Source organism: Bacillus xiamenensis (genome assembly GCF_001857925.1).
GTDB classification, from domain to species: Bacteria; Bacillota; Bacilli; order Bacillales; family Bacillaceae; genus Bacillus; species Bacillus xiamenensis.
In genome coordinates, this window is sequence record NZ_CP017786.1 from 366,789 (window position 1) to 383,824 (window position 17,036).

18 protein-coding genes and 2 riboswitches are annotated in these 17,036 nt (G+C 40.5%); of the genes, 5 read left to right on the top strand and 13 right to left on the bottom strand.

The features are described 5' to 3' along the window. Positions 1 to 32 precede the first annotated feature (32 nt). A complete protein-coding gene (locus BK049_RS01800; RefSeq protein WP_071167715.1) occupies positions 33 to 1,223 on the bottom strand; it encodes a pyridoxal phosphate-dependent aminotransferase in 1,191 nt (396 codons plus the stop codon). A gap of 164 nt (positions 1,224 to 1,387) precedes the next feature. After that, positions 1,388 to 1,545, top strand: a riboswitch (SAM riboswitch). An 80-nt stretch (positions 1,546 to 1,625) separates the two neighbouring features. Between BK049_RS01800 and mtnK the strand changes: the two genes are divergently transcribed. Beyond that, positions 1,626 to 2,819: an S-methyl-5-thioribose kinase gene (mtnK, locus tag BK049_RS01805; protein WP_071167716.1), complete on the top strand. Its 1,194-nt coding sequence runs from the start codon at positions 1,626 to 1,628 to the stop codon at positions 2,817 to 2,819. Positions 2,820 to 2,825: 6 nt separating this feature from the next. Beyond that, a complete protein-coding gene (gene mtnA / locus BK049_RS01810; protein WP_008361474.1) occupies positions 2,826 to 3,887 on the top strand; it encodes an S-methyl-5-thioribose-1-phosphate isomerase in 1,062 nt (353 codons plus the stop codon). Between the two features lie 24 nt (positions 3,888 to 3,911). On the opposite strand, the gene BK049_RS19930 is transcribed toward mtnA, so the two are convergent. From BK049_RS19930 to BK049_RS01820, 3 genes are all read right to left on the bottom strand, one after another. Further along, a complete protein-coding gene (locus tag BK049_RS19930; RefSeq protein ID WP_264431089.1) occupies positions 3,912 to 4,046 on the bottom strand; it encodes a hypothetical protein in 135 nt (44 codons plus the stop codon). 89 nt (positions 4,047 to 4,135) lie between these two features. Continuing rightward, positions 4,136 to 4,627, bottom strand: coding sequence for a methylated-DNA--[protein]-cysteine S-methyltransferase (locus BK049_RS01815; protein WP_008361472.1), 492 nt, complete (start codon positions 4,625 to 4,627; stop codon positions 4,136 to 4,138). A 1-nt stretch (position 4,628) separates the two neighbouring features. Further along, positions 4,629 to 6,839 carry a PAS domain-containing sensor histidine kinase gene (locus BK049_RS01820; RefSeq protein ID WP_008361470.1) on the bottom strand — a complete coding sequence of 737 codons (2,211 nt, stop codon included), beginning with the start codon at positions 6,837 to 6,839 and terminating at the stop codon, positions 4,629 to 4,631. Between the two features lie 293 nt (positions 6,840 to 7,132). Here BK049_RS01820 and BK049_RS01825 point away from each other — a divergent pair, with 293 nt between their 5' ends. Continuing rightward, complete coding sequence (locus BK049_RS01825; protein ID WP_071167717.1) at positions 7,133 to 8,152, top strand: acyltransferase family protein; 1,020 nt, start codon at positions 7,133 to 7,135, stop codon at positions 8,150 to 8,152. A 194-nt stretch (positions 8,153 to 8,346) separates the two neighbouring features. Here BK049_RS01825 and BK049_RS01830 read toward each other — a convergent pair whose 3' ends face one another. The 5 genes from BK049_RS01830 to htpX all read right to left on the bottom strand — a co-directional run bounded on the left by BK049_RS01830 (position 8,347) and on the right by htpX (position 11,699). Beyond that, positions 8,347 to 8,529 carry a hypothetical protein gene (locus BK049_RS01830; protein WP_071167718.1) on the bottom strand — a complete coding sequence of 61 codons (183 nt, stop codon included), beginning with the start codon at positions 8,527 to 8,529 and terminating at the stop codon, positions 8,347 to 8,349. Then, positions 8,522 to 8,686, bottom strand: coding sequence for a hypothetical protein (locus tag BK049_RS19445; protein ID WP_008361377.1), 165 nt, complete (start codon positions 8,684 to 8,686; stop codon positions 8,522 to 8,524). The genes BK049_RS01830 and BK049_RS19445 overlap by 8 nt, the downstream gene beginning before the upstream one ends. A gap of 6 nt (positions 8,687 to 8,692) precedes the next feature. Next, positions 8,693 to 9,211, bottom strand: a complete 519-nt coding sequence (locus BK049_RS01835) for a DUF421 domain-containing protein (protein ID WP_008361375.1) — start codon at positions 9,209 to 9,211, stop codon at positions 8,693 to 8,695. 97 nt (positions 9,212 to 9,308) lie between these two features. Continuing rightward, a complete protein-coding gene (locus tag BK049_RS01840) occupies positions 9,309 to 10,655 on the bottom strand; it encodes a TrkH family potassium uptake protein (protein WP_071167719.1) in 1,347 nt (448 codons plus the stop codon). 144 nt (positions 10,656 to 10,799) lie between these two features. Further along, positions 10,800 to 11,699 carry a protease HtpX gene (gene htpX, locus BK049_RS01845; RefSeq protein ID WP_008361370.1) on the bottom strand — a complete coding sequence of 300 codons (900 nt, stop codon included), beginning with the start codon at positions 11,697 to 11,699 and terminating at the stop codon, positions 10,800 to 10,802. A gap of 278 nt (positions 11,700 to 11,977) precedes the next feature. Here htpX and BK049_RS01850 point away from each other — a divergent pair, with 278 nt between their 5' ends. Both BK049_RS01850 and BK049_RS01855 read left to right on the top strand, forming a co-directional pair. Next, positions 11,978 to 12,694 (top strand): DUF1836 domain-containing protein, encoded by a 717-nt coding sequence (locus BK049_RS01850; RefSeq protein ID WP_008361368.1) that lies wholly within the window; start codon positions 11,978 to 11,980, stop codon positions 12,692 to 12,694. 126 nt (positions 12,695 to 12,820) lie between these two features. Further along, positions 12,821 to 13,015 carry an alpha/beta-type small acid-soluble spore protein gene (locus BK049_RS01855; RefSeq protein WP_008361366.1) on the top strand — a complete coding sequence of 65 codons (195 nt, stop codon included), beginning with the start codon at positions 12,821 to 12,823 and terminating at the stop codon, positions 13,013 to 13,015. Positions 13,016 to 13,053: 38 nt separating this feature from the next. Here BK049_RS01855 and BK049_RS01860 read toward each other — a convergent pair whose 3' ends face one another. From BK049_RS01860 to BK049_RS01875, 4 genes are all read right to left on the bottom strand, one after another. Continuing rightward, the gene (locus BK049_RS01860; RefSeq protein WP_071167720.1) at positions 13,054 to 14,247 is read right to left on the bottom strand and encodes an anti-sigma factor domain-containing protein; all 1,194 of its coding nucleotides are present in this window, start codon (positions 14,245 to 14,247) and stop codon (positions 13,054 to 13,056) included. Continuing rightward, positions 14,244 to 14,999: an RNA polymerase sigma factor SigI gene (sigI, locus tag BK049_RS01865; RefSeq protein ID WP_071167721.1), complete on the bottom strand. Its 756-nt coding sequence runs from the start codon at positions 14,997 to 14,999 to the stop codon at positions 14,244 to 14,246. Before sigI ends, BK049_RS01860 begins: the two co-directional genes overlap by 4 nt. Positions 15,000 to 15,214: 215 nt before the next feature. Further along, a complete protein-coding gene (locus BK049_RS01870; protein ID WP_008361360.1) occupies positions 15,215 to 16,006 on the bottom strand; it encodes a TerC family protein in 792 nt (263 codons plus the stop codon). 31 nt (positions 16,007 to 16,037) lie between these two features. Continuing rightward, a riboswitch (yybP-ykoY riboswitch) is annotated at positions 16,038 to 16,207 on the bottom strand. A gap of 77 nt (positions 16,208 to 16,284) precedes the next feature. Then, positions 16,285 to 16,899: a DedA family protein gene (locus tag BK049_RS01875; protein WP_071167722.1), complete on the bottom strand. Its 615-nt coding sequence runs from the start codon at positions 16,897 to 16,899 to the stop codon at positions 16,285 to 16,287. Between the last annotated feature and the right edge of the window lie 137 nt (positions 16,900 to 17,036).

Here is a 17,036-nt window from a genome sequence, read left to right on the forward strand (position 1 = left end):
TTAAATATTGCCTGAATTATCGCACCATTTTTTTACGTTGTCAATGGCTTTTTTTCAAACAGCTGCAATGCAGCGATGCGTTCAGCGGCTTCTTTTAACCGCTCCTCACTTGTTAAAAGACCGACTCTGACATAGCCTTCACCGTGAGCGCCAAAGCCATTTCCCGGCGCAACGACAACATGTGCTTTCTCTAATAATACATCAGAAAAGGTTTCAGATGTATACCCTTCAGGCACCTTTAACCAGGCAAAAAATGATCCCTTTGGTGCGCTTACGTCCCATCCAATCTCTTTACATGCATGAATCCAAGTGTTCCGCCTTTTTTCGTACCGGTCATTTTGCACCCGTACACACGTTTGATCGCTTAAAAGTGCTTCCGCCGCAGCATCTTGAGTCGCTTTAAACAGCGACACAAACAGATGATCCTGATAAAGCTCAATGGCTTCGATGACAGAGGCATTCCCTACTGCAAAACCGACTCTCCAGCCGGCCATATTATACGTTTTGGACAATGTGTAAATTTCAATGCCAGTCTCTTTCGCCCCATCTATTTGCAGAAAGCTGATCGGCTTTTCGCCGTCAAATCCAATGCCTCCATAAGCAAAATCATGCACAACACACATTTTGTGTTCATTCGCAAACGTAACAGTTTCCTCAAAAAAAGTCCGGCTTGCAGTCGCACCAGTAGGATTATTTGGGTAATTTAAGTACATCAATTTTGCCTTTTTCTTATCATCCTCAGACAGTCGATTGTAGTCAGGTAAAAAATTATTTTTTTCAAGAAGCGGCATGGTCACCATGTGAGCTCCAGCAAGCACGGCACCCGACCAGTAATCAGGATAACCTGGATCTGGGACAAGCAGCGTATCACCTGGATTAAGTAAGCATTGCGGTAGCTCGACTAGTCCCGCTTTCCCCCCAAATAAGATGGCAATTTCCGTCTTCGGATCAAGTGAGACGCCATATTCTCTTTCGTAAAAAACTGCGGCTGCCTTTTTTAGTTTTGCCGTTCCGCGAAATGAGGAATATTGATGATTTTCGGGCTTTGCTACCGCTTCTTGCATCGCTTTTACAATATGCGGCGGGGTGGGCTGATCAGGATTTCCCTGGCCTAAATTAATGACATCTGCCCCTTCCTTCACTTTTTTCTGCACTTTTTGAACAAGCGACGCAAAAAACTGTTTCGGTAATTGTTTCAATACATCTGATTGCTGGAATTCCATTTCTTCACCTTCTATTCAAGTTACGTGACAATACAATCACTGTAATGGATTGTTTTATGAATTGTAAAGCAATTTTGAAAAAAGATTGACATGTGATGCGTGGCTCTGATAATATCTTAAATTAAGAAATGCATGCAGACATGAAACAATTACATATTGATTTCTCTTATCGAGAGTTGGGCGAGGGATTTGGCCTTTTGACCCCAACAGCAACCGACCGTTAATACCACTGTGAAGTGGGGCGCAGCAAGTACAGCGCCAAGACAATTGTCTTATAGGGCACGGTGCTAATTCCATCAGACGTATGTGCTGAGAGATAAGAGAGGCTTCGAGCATACACGCGATCAAGCCTCTTTCTCTCAGGAGAAAGAGGCTTTTTTATATGATTTGGAGGGGAAGCAATTGGTTACACTTACGGCATCATATGAAGAATTAACAGAGAGTTCGGCAGTCGCACTGGCCATTAGACTTGGATTAATCCAAGAAAGCAGTCATTTGACATGTACCGAAATCGGTGACGGGAATTTAAATTACGTCTTTCATATTTTTGATCACAAACGCGAAAAAGGGCTGATTATTAAGCAAGCTCTTCCCTATGCAAAGGTCGTTGGGGAAAGCTGGCCTCTCACATTAGACCGCGCAAGAATCGAAAGTGCAGCACTCATCAAGCAGTCAGAATATGTACCGCACCTTGTACCAGAAGTCTATTATTCAGATACAGCTCTTGCGGTGACAGCAATGGAGGATCTATCACACCTTGAAATCGTCAGAAAAGGGCTAATTGCCGGAAAACATTATCCGTATTTATCAGATCATGTCGGTGAATTTTTAGGCAAAACGTTATTTTACACATCTGACTTTGCCACAAATCCTAAAATTAAAAAACAATTCGTGAAGCAGTTTACGAACCCTGATCTCTGTGACATCACAGAAAAACTCGTCTTCACAGATCCTTTCTTTGATAGTGAAACAAATGACTTCGAAGAGGAATTAAAAGAAGAGGCAAAAGCGCTGTGGGCTGACCTTGAACTGCAAGCAAAAGCAGCAGAGCTAAAGCATATCTTCTTAACATCGGCTGAAACACTGGTTCATGGCGATCTTCATTCAGGAAGTATTTTTGCAAACGAAACGGAAACGAAAATCATTGATCCAGAATTCGCTTTTTACGGTCCATTTGGATTCGATATCGGTCACTTTATAGCCAATCTCTTCATAAATGCTTTATCTCATGAGAATGAACAGATGCAGCAGCATCTTTTTGACCATGTCGTCAATGTGTGGGCAACATTCAAAGAAGTATTCACAAAAGCCTGGAAAGAAGACAGCATTGAAGCGTATAGTGTATCGGACAGCTTTTTGGAAGCAACCTTAGAGCGTATTTTAAAAGAAGCGGCAGGCTTTGCCGGCTGTGAGCTTGTTCGCCGAACCATCGGTCTTGCTAATGCGGCTGATCTTGATGCAATTCCATCACATTCGAGAAGGCTTCATCAGAAAAAAGTAGCAATTACGCTCGGAAAAACATTCATCAAACAATATCATGCAGTGGAAACAGCGTCTGACCTCGTCGCATTATTCCAGCAAACTGTAAAGGAGTGACGAGTTTTGTCTAAAGAATTTGAAGTTCCCCGTTCCGTCGAATGGGAAGAAAACCGTATCAACATTTTGAATCAGCAAAAATTACCGGCTGAAACCGTGTTTGAGCATTTATATACAAAAGAAGATGTGTATGATGCAATTGTGACGTTAAAAGTACGCGGAGCACCTGCTATAGGCATTACAGCGGCATTTGGGCTGGCGCTTAGTGCCCAAGAGATTGATACAGAGGACATTGATGTGTTTAAACAAGAAGTCGCCCGTCTAAAAGAATATTTAAACAGTGCCCGTCCAACCGCTGTGAACCTCGCCTGGGCATTAGAACGGCTTTTTCAGCGTATTGAACGTGCTGCTTCGGTGAATGCTGCCAAAACAGACCTTGTCCATGAAGCCATTCAAATTCAAATCGAAGATGAAGAAACATGCCGTCAAATCGGTCAAAATGCTCTCCAGCTCTTTAAATCTGGTGATCGAATTATGACCATTTGTAACGCAGGCTCCATTGCAACGAGCCGGTACGGAACAGCGCTTGCTCCCTTTTATTTAGCCAAAAAGAAAAACCTCGACCTTCACATTTATGCATGTGAAACACGCCCTGTCCTTCAAGGCGCTCGCCTGACGACATGGGAATTGATGCAGGGCGGTGTAGATGTGACACTCATCACAGATAACATGGCCGCCCATACGATGAAAGAAAAACAAATTTCTGCTGTCATTGTTGGGGCAGATCGAATCGCTAGAAATGGTGATACAGCAAATAAAATTGGAACGCTAGGTCTAGCTGTTTTGGCTAAACACTTTCAAATTCCATTTTTTGTGGCAGCACCTCTTTCGACCTTTGATGTGTCGACACTGGACGGGGCAGATATTCCGATTGAAGAACGTGACCCGCAGGAAGTAAAGGAATTAAACGGTATCCAAATTGCGCCTCCTGATGTTCAGGTATTTAATCCGGCCTTTGACGTCACTCCCCACCATCTCATTTCAGGCATCATTACAGAAAAAGGCATCATCACTTCCAACTATACAGAAGAGATTGATGCGCTATTCTCTGAAAGCATTTCACGCTGATATAACAAAAGCGCCGTGTTCTTATCATTTAAGAGCATCGCGCTTTTTTGTTCCAATCGTTTTGGCTAATATGTCTTTTTTCTGTTCCTCTGTCAACACGTTCATTTTGACACATAGTGATGTGACGGCGTACGTTTTATTCTTTTTGCCCCAAAACATGCCAGCGGCCTCCTTTTTCCCTCAACCAACTTTTTTAGCTTAATAAAAGGATATGTCGCTCACCAAACATTTGGAACAGGTCAATCGGTTTATTTTTGAACAAATGGGATGCCTTCTAATTCTAGCAGGGCCGCTTTCATTTCCGTCTTTGTCCCTGCGTACCCCGTTAGAGACCGGTCTTTTCCAATGACCCGGTGACACGGAATGAAAATAGGCAAGGCATTACGCCTGTTGGCTTGTCCAATGGCTCTGACTGCCTTTGGATTGCCGATCGCTTCTGCAATATCTGCATAGCTTTTTGATTCACCATACGGAATAGCGGAAAGTGCCTCCCACACTTGCTCTTGAAATGGAGAGCCTGCTTGTTTGAGAGGAAGATCGAATCCTTTACGATCGCCTTTAAAATACTCATCAAGCTGTTTTTTTGCTTCTCGTAATACAGACGTATCCTCTTTTTTTAGATGCGCTGCCTGCTTTTTGGCCAAAAACGGCTCATCATCAAACATCACTTCGATGATGACACCGTCTTTCTCTAGTATGTATAATGCCCCGATTGGTGCGCTATAGACTGTATAATACACATTAAAGCTCCCCTTCTTGTTTCTGCTGCCTGAGTGGAAGCGTGAGATGGAACACTGTCCCCACGCCTTCTTCACTTTCTACTTCAATCGTTCCTTGGTGCTCTTCAATAATTTTATAACTGACCATTAAGCCAAGTCCAGTCCCTCTTTCCTTTGTTGTATAAAATGGTTCTCCGAGACGCTTTAGTTTATCCTCTGCCATGCCGCAGCCTTCATCACGAAGGGAGATGACAATATGCTCCTCGCCCTTCCGCTTAATGCTCACATATACATTTCCTTTCCGAGGCATCACTTCAATCGCATTTTTTAAAATGTTAATAAACACCTGCTTTAATTGGTTTTGTTCACAGTAGATGAGCGGAATATCATCCAATACATTCAGGTGCATTTGCACATTGCCAAGATTGGCCTGTGCGTGAAGAAGATCCATCGTGTCTTTTACAATTTGCACCACATCTTTTTCTTCATACACGATGGCTTGCGGCTTCGCCAAAATTAAAAATTCTGTAATGATCGATTCGATTCTTTTTAGCTCTGATGTGATGACATTGAAATAGAGCGAATACTCACCTTCAATGTTCCCTTTCAAGAGCTGAATGAAGCCTTTTAAAGCCGTCATTGGATTTCTAATTTCATGCGCAATTCCAGCAGCAAGCTCTCCGACCACATGAAGCGTATCTGATTTCCTCACCCGATCTTCTAATTCCTTGCGTTCGGTCACATCTCTAAAGATCGCCAAATTCATATTATGAATAATATTACGTTTAAAGGAAAATTCCAAGATGCGCTGATCTGGATGGTTCAGCACAAATGGCACTTCATTGTCCATCTCATCTAACGACATCGCCTGAGCTGGCTGTGCCAAATTCTCAATTTGATAGGGCGCAAGGATATGAAAAAGATTCATTTCCGTTAAATGATCATCATGTAGTCCAAGCAGTTCGCTTGCAGAAGGGTTCACATCAATAATTCGGTATTGATTATCGAAAAGAACAATGCCATCCATTGAGCCATTAAATACTTTACGGAATTTGAGCTCACTTTCTCGCAACTCTTCTTCCATTCGTTTTCTGTCACTGACATTACGTAAAATGGTTAAGTGCTGTCCTTCTAATACCGCATGCTTTGAAGTGAATTCAAGCTCTTTAAATTGGCCATTCGCCATTCTAAAAAGGAGTTCTTCTCTTATCTCAAGATTCCTCATATATCGCCTTCTTGTAGGCCGGTATCTTCTATCAGATTTGACTAGAAAGTCGATGAGATTCTTGCCAATCAGCTGATGCATTGGTAATTCAAAGATTCGGCAGGCTGATTCATTGGCCCTTACAATTTCTCCATCATCCGCCCAGATGATGATCGCATCCATCGCATTTTCGAATATTTCTCTAAAACGTTCTTCACTTTTTAGCAGCTTTTCTTCCATTAATCGTTTTTCTGTAATATCACGCATGATGGACATATAAAAACCGCTCATCACATTTGATGTAATGGTCAGTTCAAATAATTTATGCCTCCCAGATTGAAGGGTAACAGGCAGCTCTCCCTTTGCTTTCCCCGTTTCTTTCAGTGACGTTAACAGCTGATGCAGGGCTGGAAGATTCTCTTGTTCAACAAATTCATTTAAATAGCGGTCTGTTAAATCTGTCTTTTGAAGTTCAAAGCTCTGACAAAAGGAGTGATTGGCGTCAATCATACAGCCATCTTGATCAAAAATGACCATACCATCAATCGCTCGATCAAACAAATCTTTGAACAACTGCTCATTCATTGAACGTTCTCGCTCTAATATTTTCTTTGAAGAAATATCACGCATGACCACAAAATATTGTTGATTTACTGCATCATGCTCTGCCATAAATTCAATATATTTTGTCTCTCCATTTTCAAGCTGAATGGAGATCTCTCGTTTTAATGTTCCTTTTCGAAAAAAAATCTCAAGTGAGCATTCAATTTTGTTTTTGGGGATGCCGTATAAGAAATCTAGAACGGATTTGTTGAGGAGGTCTTCTTTCGGTGTCTGTACAAGCCTGCACGTCGCTTCGTTGGCTTGGATAATGTTGAGGTGCTGATCAAATATAAAAATGGCATCTAACGTCTTATTTAACAGCATCTTCTGCTGCATTAATTCATTTCGTAAATATTCGTTCTCTTTTTCTAATTTTCTGATATCTTCTGCGGCAGCTACTTGTTTGCCATCGAGCGTTTCAGTCATTCTCTTACACTCCTTTTCCAGCCTCATTCCTCTACAATATTTCTACAATATTTTCATTGTTCCTTCATTCGACTCATAAAAAAAGATAACTTTTTACACGAGGTTTGTTCAGTTTGTTTCATTTGGATGACACGATTGTATCATGATTCTCTTTTCTTACGCTTCTTTTACAACCGTTCTACAATTTCACATCAAATAGAGAAAGGAGCCGAAATGTATTTTAAAATGGGGCAAATGAGGGAATAGTGCACATAGAACGTTTATGTTTGAAACGAAGCAGGAAAGGTGATGTTATGGCATCCTCACGAGATAGTTATTTTGATAATGCGAAATTTCTTCTGATTTTTCTAGTTGTTTTTGGTCATTTGTTACGGTCATTCATTCATGATAATGATTGGATGCTCTACTTATACAAGTTTATTTATACATTCCATATGCCGGCTTTTATATTGGTTTCCGGCTTCTTTGCAAAAGGCTTTAGAAAACCAGGTTTTATGAAAAAAGTTGCCGTTAAGCTGATCATCCCCTATTTGATTTTCCAGGTCATCTATTCTGTGTATTATTATTTCTTACAGGATCAAAGCATGTCTAACTTAAATCCGATGGATCCACAATGGTCTTTATGGTTTTTAATTAGCTTATTTTTTTGGAATTTGCTGCTCATTCCTTTTTCAAAGCTGCCGTTCCACTGGGCGATGATCGTCAGTTTATCAATTGCCATACTTGCTGGTTACGTGGACAGCATAAGCAATACACTTAGCTTATCGCGTACGCTTGTCTTTTTGCCTATGTTTTTGGCGGGCTTTTATTTAAAGAGACAGCACTTTGAATTCATTCGAACAAGTCAAGGAAAAGTGACCGCACTTCTTGTGCTGATGGCCGTGTTCATGTTTTGCTATTTTTATGAATTCGATTATTCCTTCTTATTTGGGTCCCAGTCGTACTCTTCCCTTGGAGATGAAGGACTCGTTGCAGCTATGAAACGAATGGCATGGTATTTACTTGCATTTGCTGCTACCTTTAGTTTCTTTGCGCTAGTCCCAACACGCCGGTTCTTCTTTACGAAATGGGGCACGAGAACGTTATATGTCTATTTATTACATGGCTTTGCGATTAAGCTTTTAAGAACGACTTGGTTTGATGATTGGGCGCTCAATACGGCAAGTGTATTGCTGCTCTTGCTGCTGACGATCCTCTTAACCTTTACCCTGTCTAGTACATTTGTTAAAACTGTTGCACAGCCAGTCATCGAGCTCAAAATGACCAACCTGATGCGAACGGTCACTGGCAGACAAAACAGCTATATCAAATAGAAAAAAACGATCCCTATGAGGAGCGTTCAGATTGTTGACAAAGGGCTAAAATGAACTTTATTTGAGCCCTTTGTCTTTTTTTCAGCGTGACATGAAAACCTTTGAAGTCTAGGAAGGACGAGCACCGACCCGCAGGACTGACAAAGAATGCGAGCGTTTGTCTACACGCTGATCCCTATGAGGAGCGTTTTTTTCTATTCCTTGTTCTGTTGTTCAGTATGACATTCCGCATCTTTTTTAGGCTTCATAAGGGTCTCGATCCATTTGCTGCTGTTTACATCTCCCAGCTCGCTGCCAAATTCTTCTTCTAAAATATCTGGGTTCATCGGTTTTTTATGATCTTTCATATCCTTGCTTTTCACATGCTTTTTAGTCACGAGATGCTCCCCCTTGTTTCCCTTGGTGAGAATTTCGGTTCGCCTGACGATCTTTTGATTGCTCGTCATATTGGGTTTGGCCTTGATCATGCGCCATGCTTTCTGTAGGCGTCATATTATTTGTTAGTGCTTCATTTTTCGCTGCTTTTCTTTTCATCTGAAATCAGTCCTTTTTTGGCATGTTTAATTCTTCTTTTAATTGGTCAAACATCTCTTTCATTTCCCTGACTGTTACTGGTTTTTCTTCAGGTTTTAATTCATAGCCGATTTGCCCATTAGCTTCTAGCGTGGCTTTTTTGAGACTGCAGATATCTGTGATGCCCTGCTGCTTTAAGCGCATTTTGAATTGATCCCTTGTAAGCCGCGTTTTTTTCAGCTTGTGATCAAGCATTTCTCCATCCTGTAATATCACCACAGACTTCCCTGAAACCAATTTTTCAAAGAAATCAAATTGGATTGACAACTTTTCCATGACCACAAGTGCCACAATAAAAATGGCGGCTGCATAGATGGTCTCAAGTAAATTATGTTCTATGAAGGGTTGGATAATAATCGACCCAATCGAAATCATAATAACGGTTTGTTGTACCGTCAATTGACTAATGGATTTCGGCCCTGCTATTCTTAGCAGCAAGGTTCCAACTAGCAGCATAACAATCGCTTTCCATAACACATCCAGCACGTCTCGTTCACCTCTTATCTATAGATTGCGAACATCACGCGCAATTTAGCCAGTTATATAATGGAAATAAAAAACCAGCATTCAGTAGGAATGCTGGCTAGCCGATGATCACACGCTCTTTCGGATAATGATAATTGGCTTCACTTTCTCTCCGGCCAATTAAATATAAAAAGCTTGGAATTCCAATCCGTCCAATAAACATGACCACCATAATAATACACTTTCCAAATACAGTCAGATCAGAAGTAATGCCGAGCGACAGCCCAGTTGTTCCGAAGGCAGAACAAACTTCAAATAAATTTTCAAGAAGCGTATTATGCTCTGATAAACTTAACAGAAACGTGGCGCCAAACACTAAAATAAAGGCCATCATCGTCACCATAAGAGATTTATTAATATCCGCTTGGTGAAGCTCTCTTTTAAAGATTTTAATGGACTTATTTCCTCGTGCAAAATGAAACAAGGCAAGTAAATTAAGGGCAAATGTGGTTGTCCGAATCCCGCCCCCAACCGAGCTTGGAGAGGCTCCGATAAACATGAGCATACAGAGAAATAACAGCGTCGGTTCTGTCAGCTGTGTAATATCTAACGTGGTCAGTCCACCACTTCTTGTTGCCGTTGATTGAAACAAAGAATAAAACAAAATCTCATGCCAGCTCTTTCCTAGAAAGGTAAAACGAGCCTCCAGTGCATACATTCCAATGGCCCCGACAACGACAAGTCCCCCAAACGTAATCGTTGTAATTTTCGTAAACAGGGAAAACGATGCATGCTTTCGGTCCTGATTGATTAAATAATCCTTTACTTCGACCAGTACCGGAAAGCCGATGGCGCCAAAAATGATGAGCAGCATCGTAATAAATTGTACGAAATAGTCATCCTTATAAGGAATTAACGAATTCCCTGTAATATCAAAGCCTCCATTGGTTGTCGCACTAATGCTTGAGAAGAAGCCATGTAAGAAGGCTCCTTCCACGTCGTAATACTTTAGAAAATACATACTTAAAATCAGACCGCCTACAAACTCTATCAGCAAAATTAAATATAAGACCTGCTTCATTAGTTTTACAATTCCTGATAAATTGCTTTGGTTTTGGTCTGCCATAATAAGTTTTCTTTCTTTAATCCCGATCCTTTTTCGCATAACCAGCCATACGAAGGTGCCAAGGGTCATAATGCCGATGCCCCCGATTTGCAAAACAAATGCAAGGATCCACATCCCAGTCACACTAAATGTTTGTGAGGTATCGACAACGGTCAATCCTGTGACACTGACAGCACTCACAGCTGTAAAGAGTGCATCAATAAATGTCCACTTTACCCCGTCTTGATGAGCCACTGGCAGACTAAGCAGAATAAACGACACAGTCACAGCGAGAAAATAGTAAAGGGCGATCAGCTGGAAAGCCGACAGCCGGTCAATTAGTTTTTTTATTGGATTCATTGTTATTCCTTCTTTTATCTTTCTTTTCGAATACTTTATCATTTTAATGAAAAGAAACATGATTTTAAAGATATTTTATGCTTTATTTTCTTTTTCATCAAAAAGAAAAAAGACATCCTGTCAAAGAATGTCTTTTGATCTTTCTTATTTTGCTTCTAATCTTCTGATTCTTTCGTTTAAATCAGGGTGTGTTGAGAAAAGTGAAGCTTTTCTTTTACCACTGATTTTTAGTGTAGCAACAGCTGTTTGGTCATCATCTTTGATTCTTGACGTATACGCCTCAAGTGAGCGAAGCGCATGAATCATTTTATCTTTCCCTGCAAGGTCCGCACCGCCGCGGTCTGCATGGAATTCACGATGTCTAGAGTATGCAAACACGACAAGGCTTCCTAAGATAGAGAAAATGATTTGGAAGACGATCACAGCGATAAAATGAACAACCGGCACAAGCTCTTCACGTGAAACGAATCGACTTGCGATCCATGCCGCAATTCTTGAAAGGAAGACAACAAACGTGTTGACAATTCCTTGCAGTAACGTCATTGTGACCATGTCACCGTTTGCAACGTGAGCGACTTCGTGTGCGATAACACCTTCAACCGCTGCATCATCCATTTCATGCAGCAATCCAGTTGATACAGCAACAAGTGATCTTCTCTTAGAAGGACCTGTCGCAAAAGCATTTACTTCAGATGATTGATAAATACCAACCTCAGGCATTTTAGAAAGGCCTGCTGCTCTTGATAATCTGTGCACGCGGTCAACAAGCTGCTGCTCATCATAAGTTAATGAATCCTTTTCTGGGTTTAACACACGCACACCCATCATCATTTTTGCCATCCAGCGTGACATCGCAAGTGACATAAATGAGCCGACAAAACCGACAACTGCACTGAATACAAGAAGATACATGATATTAAGTCTTCCGTCTGCTCCTATATAAGAACCAACACCAGTTGCTGCACTAATAACCGATAGAACAATACCAATCGTAGTGATAACAAGAATGTTCGTTAATATAAACAGAAATATTCTTTTACCCATACATAACCTCCGCTGTCATATTAAGTTCATTTGAACTTATTAATAAAATTATAAAAATAAACGTCTCAAATTGCAAGGGAAAAGGAATCGTTTTCTATGTTTATCATAATGACTTAACCCCCGTCACTTCAATAATTACGCTACTTGCGATTGTTGAAAAGTGAACAAATTGTGACGTTCTGCCCTTGTTTTAGTTTATTTTGCATTTTCAACAAAAAGAGATTATGATGTTGAATTAGATCAATAATCACGTTTTTGACGTACAAATGAGGTGGAACATGGTGACTTTTAAATTAACGAGAATTGACATGACGAGACTTCTGTATTCTCTAAAAGGAGAGGGAGATCTGACTCCGCTTCAGCTTTTGAATTTATCTGTAAAAAACGACAAGGATCATGAATATGATGAATTAAAAATCCCTCCGTTTTTTGAGAAGCTCGAACGGCGGAAGCAAAAAGCAGAGCACGGACTTTCAACGAATGAAATTGTTGAGCTTGGCAACCTGTGTGAGCTCACTTCTCTTAAATCGACAGCCATTCAGAACTGGATCAAGCGCGATATTAAAGATATGATCGGCCATCCAGAGCTTGGCAAGAAGTACTCCATTGATCAGGTCGTTATTTTATTAATTGTCAGGGATTTAAAATCAGTTTTTGACTTTGATACCATTCGCATGATCTTATCTGCCTTATTTAATACGATCACAGATCGATCGGATGATATTATCAGCCCTATCCGTTTTTATGAAGCATATGCGCACGTCCTTGATTTTATTTATCACCATACACATTTCCCATTAAAGGAAACGAATTTACGAGAAATGACAGAAGAACAGACAGACAAGCTCCGTGAAGAGTTTACAGAATTGACGAAGAATCAGTGGCAATTAATTAAAGGTATTATCAGTTCTACCGTCTTCTCTGTCTTCACTTCTCACTTGCAGAGCACAGCGCAAGAAATGATGTTTAATACGCTTCAGCTGAAAAAGGCTTAAATGAAAGCCGAGGTGACCTCTAGATCACCTCGGCTTTTTTTGTGCAGCAATTGCCAGCATAATTGCCAGCCGTTTTTTTCAAAATAAGAAGGCATAACAAACATGAGGTGAAAGGAGGAAAACAACATGGCAAATCGAAATCAACTTCTTGTTCCTGGAGTAGAACAAGCTTTAGATCAATTTAAATACGAGATCGCTCAAGAATTTGGCGTGAATCTCGGTTCAGATACAGTCGCACGTGCAAACGGTTCTGTTGGCGGCGAAATAACAAAAAGACTCGTCCAGCAGGCTCAATCTCAAATGGGCAATTCAACTAAATAAAGACATGGTGAAATACGCCGGATCTATTCTGGCGTTTTTTATTGTTCGTATGTGGGCTCATCTCGGTTCTCACGGTAAGAGGGCGTTGTATTTTTTTCTTGTTGTTTGACGTCATCGCTTTTACGTTCACCGTATGGACGCTTCTGACCGCTGTTGTTTTTTTTTACGTGTTTTTCTGTATCATCACGTGATGTGCCGTTCGGTTGCTTTTTTTCATCAGAATCAGTCGAGTGATTTTTTTTTTGCTCTTTGTCTTTTTCAAAAGGGCGGCCTTTTTCTTCCTTTTCCTTTTTAACCTTGTTTTCATCATTTGGACTTGTTTGGTGAGGTTTTTGAACAGACCCTTGCTCTTCCCTCTCTACTTCTGTCTGCTCTTTGTCGTCGCCTTCAAGAGCCTTTTGATCTGACTGGATCTCATCGCTAACGTCTGACTTTATGTCTTCTTTTTTATCTTGATCTGCTTGATCTTCATCAGCATGGCCAGGTTCGTCTTCTTTGACAGCCTCATCATCATCTGCTGTGTTCTCATCTTTCTTAACGTCCTCTTGTTCATTGTCTTGCATTTCTTGATTTCGAATATATGTACCTGTAGACATACCTGCTTTTTGTGCTTTTTCTCTTGTTTCCAGGTCACCTTCTACCGTTTCCAGCTTATAATTGCGCTTTTGGTATTCCCCCGAGATGGTGCTAATTTTACTTTTTACGTTTGTTTTATATGTATGATCCTGCTTGTTTTCATAAACAGTGGAAATATAGATCGGTTTAGAATGGTTGACGTATCCTTTTTTATCACAATCATCTATAATTTTCTGCACAACTTTACTCATGTCGGCTTTTTCTAAATTTTCCATACTGGCCAGCACTTGCTTCGCATCTTTATTCAGCGGAGTCACACCGATCACTTGATAATGGTGATCGAGTTTCAGCTCAAAGCTTGGGTTAATGTCAATCGTCATATATGCATAAGCTTTTTGACTTGAGAAAGATGGCATCATAGTGAAGATCACGACAATAATCGCTGCAATTGATAGAATTCCTGCATTTAATGGACGTAAACGGAGCAGGTCAAAGAAACCGGCTCTTTTTCTTTCGAGACGTGATTCATTCGGAAATGTCACCTCTTGACCGATTTCATAGTCTTGCTGTTCATACTTCGTCCGCAGAAATTGTCCATCAGGGGTCAGCAGTGTGACATATTTTTTGTTTTTCTCTACTATAATGCCTCTTCTCATGAATTAAGCACCCCTTTAAGGTAATCTTTCAAATACACATAATCACCTGTCATAATGATCGCCATCGCAATGATATATTTTCTATTTCTCTCAATCGTTTTGCGGCTGACTTCCACGAGCTTTTCCAGCTGTTTGACGGGTAATTGTTTTTTCTGAAACAAAATGGTTCTCAACTCGTCGTTCTCAACGAGTGTATAAGCCACTTTAATGGCATTTTGCCTTGCATCTGCATGCTTTGGCGAATGCTCAAGCAGCTCTTGAAATGTAAGGCCATATACTTTCAATCGTTCTTTAAAATGTTCAATCTCTTCTCTTCTATGTTCTTGTTCAATTAAACGCCTATATTCATTTGCAGAAAGCTCTGCTTCAATCATACTTTGAGAGTATTCCCCATTCTCACTTTCTTGAAGGTCCATTTGAACCGTTGGTGCATTTCTTGCTTCTTTTCGAATATAGTCGATCACTTTTCTTTTAATAATTAACTCCGCAAAAGCAAGGAGTGAGTTCCCTTTTTCGGCAGAATATTTTTCTATCGCTTCATTAAAGGCAATTAAGCCTACGCTGAATTCATCATCTTTTTCATCTATATATCGTTTACAAACGGATGAAACCGTCTTAGCGACAAATGGTTTGTATTGCTCTATTAATGCATTTTGCAGTTCGGTATCTCCCTGTTGGATATTGATAGCCGACTGCTCTAATGTTTGCTTTTTCTTTCCTTTTTTAAACAAAAGGCTAAGCAATGGTTTCACCTCAGTTCTCCCTATATTACTCATTTATGATAGCTAATTTATGAGGGAAGCGCAAAGGAAGAAATGAGGAATTCATTTCCTGTTACTCAATTATGACATGTATTTCTTTATCTACTTTACAACGTTTCGTTTAAAAGCAAAGAAATAAGGGGGTATCTCCCCCTTTTTTGTAATATATGTGTTATGAAAATGAAATGATATTTCTTTCAAAAAACCTACTCTTCCAGCCTCACCTCTTGTTTTTCCTCGTTTTGTTGACCATCTTTTCTTGATGGACTTGATAAAAACCAGCCAAAAGCTGCAATCGCGAGAAGGACCGTCCAGAAAATGATTTTCCATAATGTTGAATGGATGAAATGAGAGGACACGACACCAATGGCTGGATGAGAAAGTGTATAGAGCGTCAGCTTCACGCCAACCCATCCGACAATGACAAATGCGGCAGTTTCTAGGCTTGGTCTTGTTTTGAGCAGTTTCACAAATACAGTTGCGGCAAATCTCATGATAATCAAACCGATAATACCGCCTAAAAGAATGACGATAAATTGACCGCCATCAAGTCCGCCAATTTGCGGGAGACCTGTTTTCGGCAGTGTCACAGCTAAAGCAACGGCTGCTAAAATGGAGTCTACTGCAAAAGCAATGTCGGCCAGCTCGACTTTCACGACTGTTGCCCAGAAGCCGCTTTGTTTCATATTTGTATCTGTATCCTTTTTCTTAAATACGTGCGATTTTAAAATATGATGAATGGAAATATAAAGAAGATAAATTGCGCCAATGGCTTGAACTTGCCACACATCCACTAAAAACGAAATCAGAAACAGGGAACCAAATCGCATGACAAACGCTCCCGCAAGTCCGTAAAACAACGCCTTTTTTCTTTGCTTTTCTGGAAGGTGTTTGACCATCACAGCCATGACTAGCGCATTATCAGCTGCTAAAATCCCTTCTAATCCAATCAATACGAGAAGAACCCACCCGTACTCTAAAATAATTGCTGCATCCATCATCATTCCTCCTTGTTTTTATCTATTGTCCCACAACAGACAAAGGCTTATGAATGCAAAAAAGACCTTTGCCTGTAATGGCAAAGGTCTTGCTAGACATGTGATATGTAATCATGCCAACAAAGCCGATGGAATATCATTCCATGTAATGACGACTTTGTTTCCAGTTGATACCGGACGCTACTCCCCTTTGGTGGGATTAAGAATATTTAGATTACTTATATCTTAATCAACAGACACTGGATTGTCAACTGGTGACTCTTATCTCCATCTCGTGATTAAGCAGTTGGCGTTTCTGTATTTCGTTTTCTTCGTTTTAGCCACACGTAAAGAACAAACAATACGACAACACCGATTCCAATCGGCAGCAGATATTGATCCAATATCGCCCCAACCTCTTTCCAGTTCTCCCCGAGCATCAAACCAAGATACACGTACACACATGTAATCGGCGTAATGGCCAAAAACGTATACAGGCAAAACGTCCACACATTCATTTTCGCAATACCGCACGGGATAGAAATAAGGGTTCTGACGCCTGGAATAAACCGGCCGCTAAACGCAACAAATCCGCCATGCTTTTCAAAAAAAGCATCCGATTTATCAAGTGACTCAGGTTTTACAAAAAAGTACTTCCCATATTTATTTAAAAAGGGTCTGCCGCCGTAACGTCCTAACCAGTACAAAGTCAAGGGGCCAACGACACCGCCAATGGAACCGGCAGCCACAACACCGATGAAGGTCATGTCCCCTTTTGAGACCCAGTAGCCCGCAAGAGGCAAAACCACTTCAGCAGGAACAAACTCAATGCATAATGCAAGGAAGATGCCAAAGTATGACAAATTTTTAAAGGCATCAGCTAAAGAAATAATAAAATCTTCGATGTTTATCAATCCCTTTCACACATAATCAGTTTGACAGGCTATACCGCTGATAAAACCGTGCCACCTATTAAACGAAGCAAACCTAGAAAACGATTCACTTTTCATTGTTTTTTTACATTAAATTTGATTTTACTATAAAAAATGAG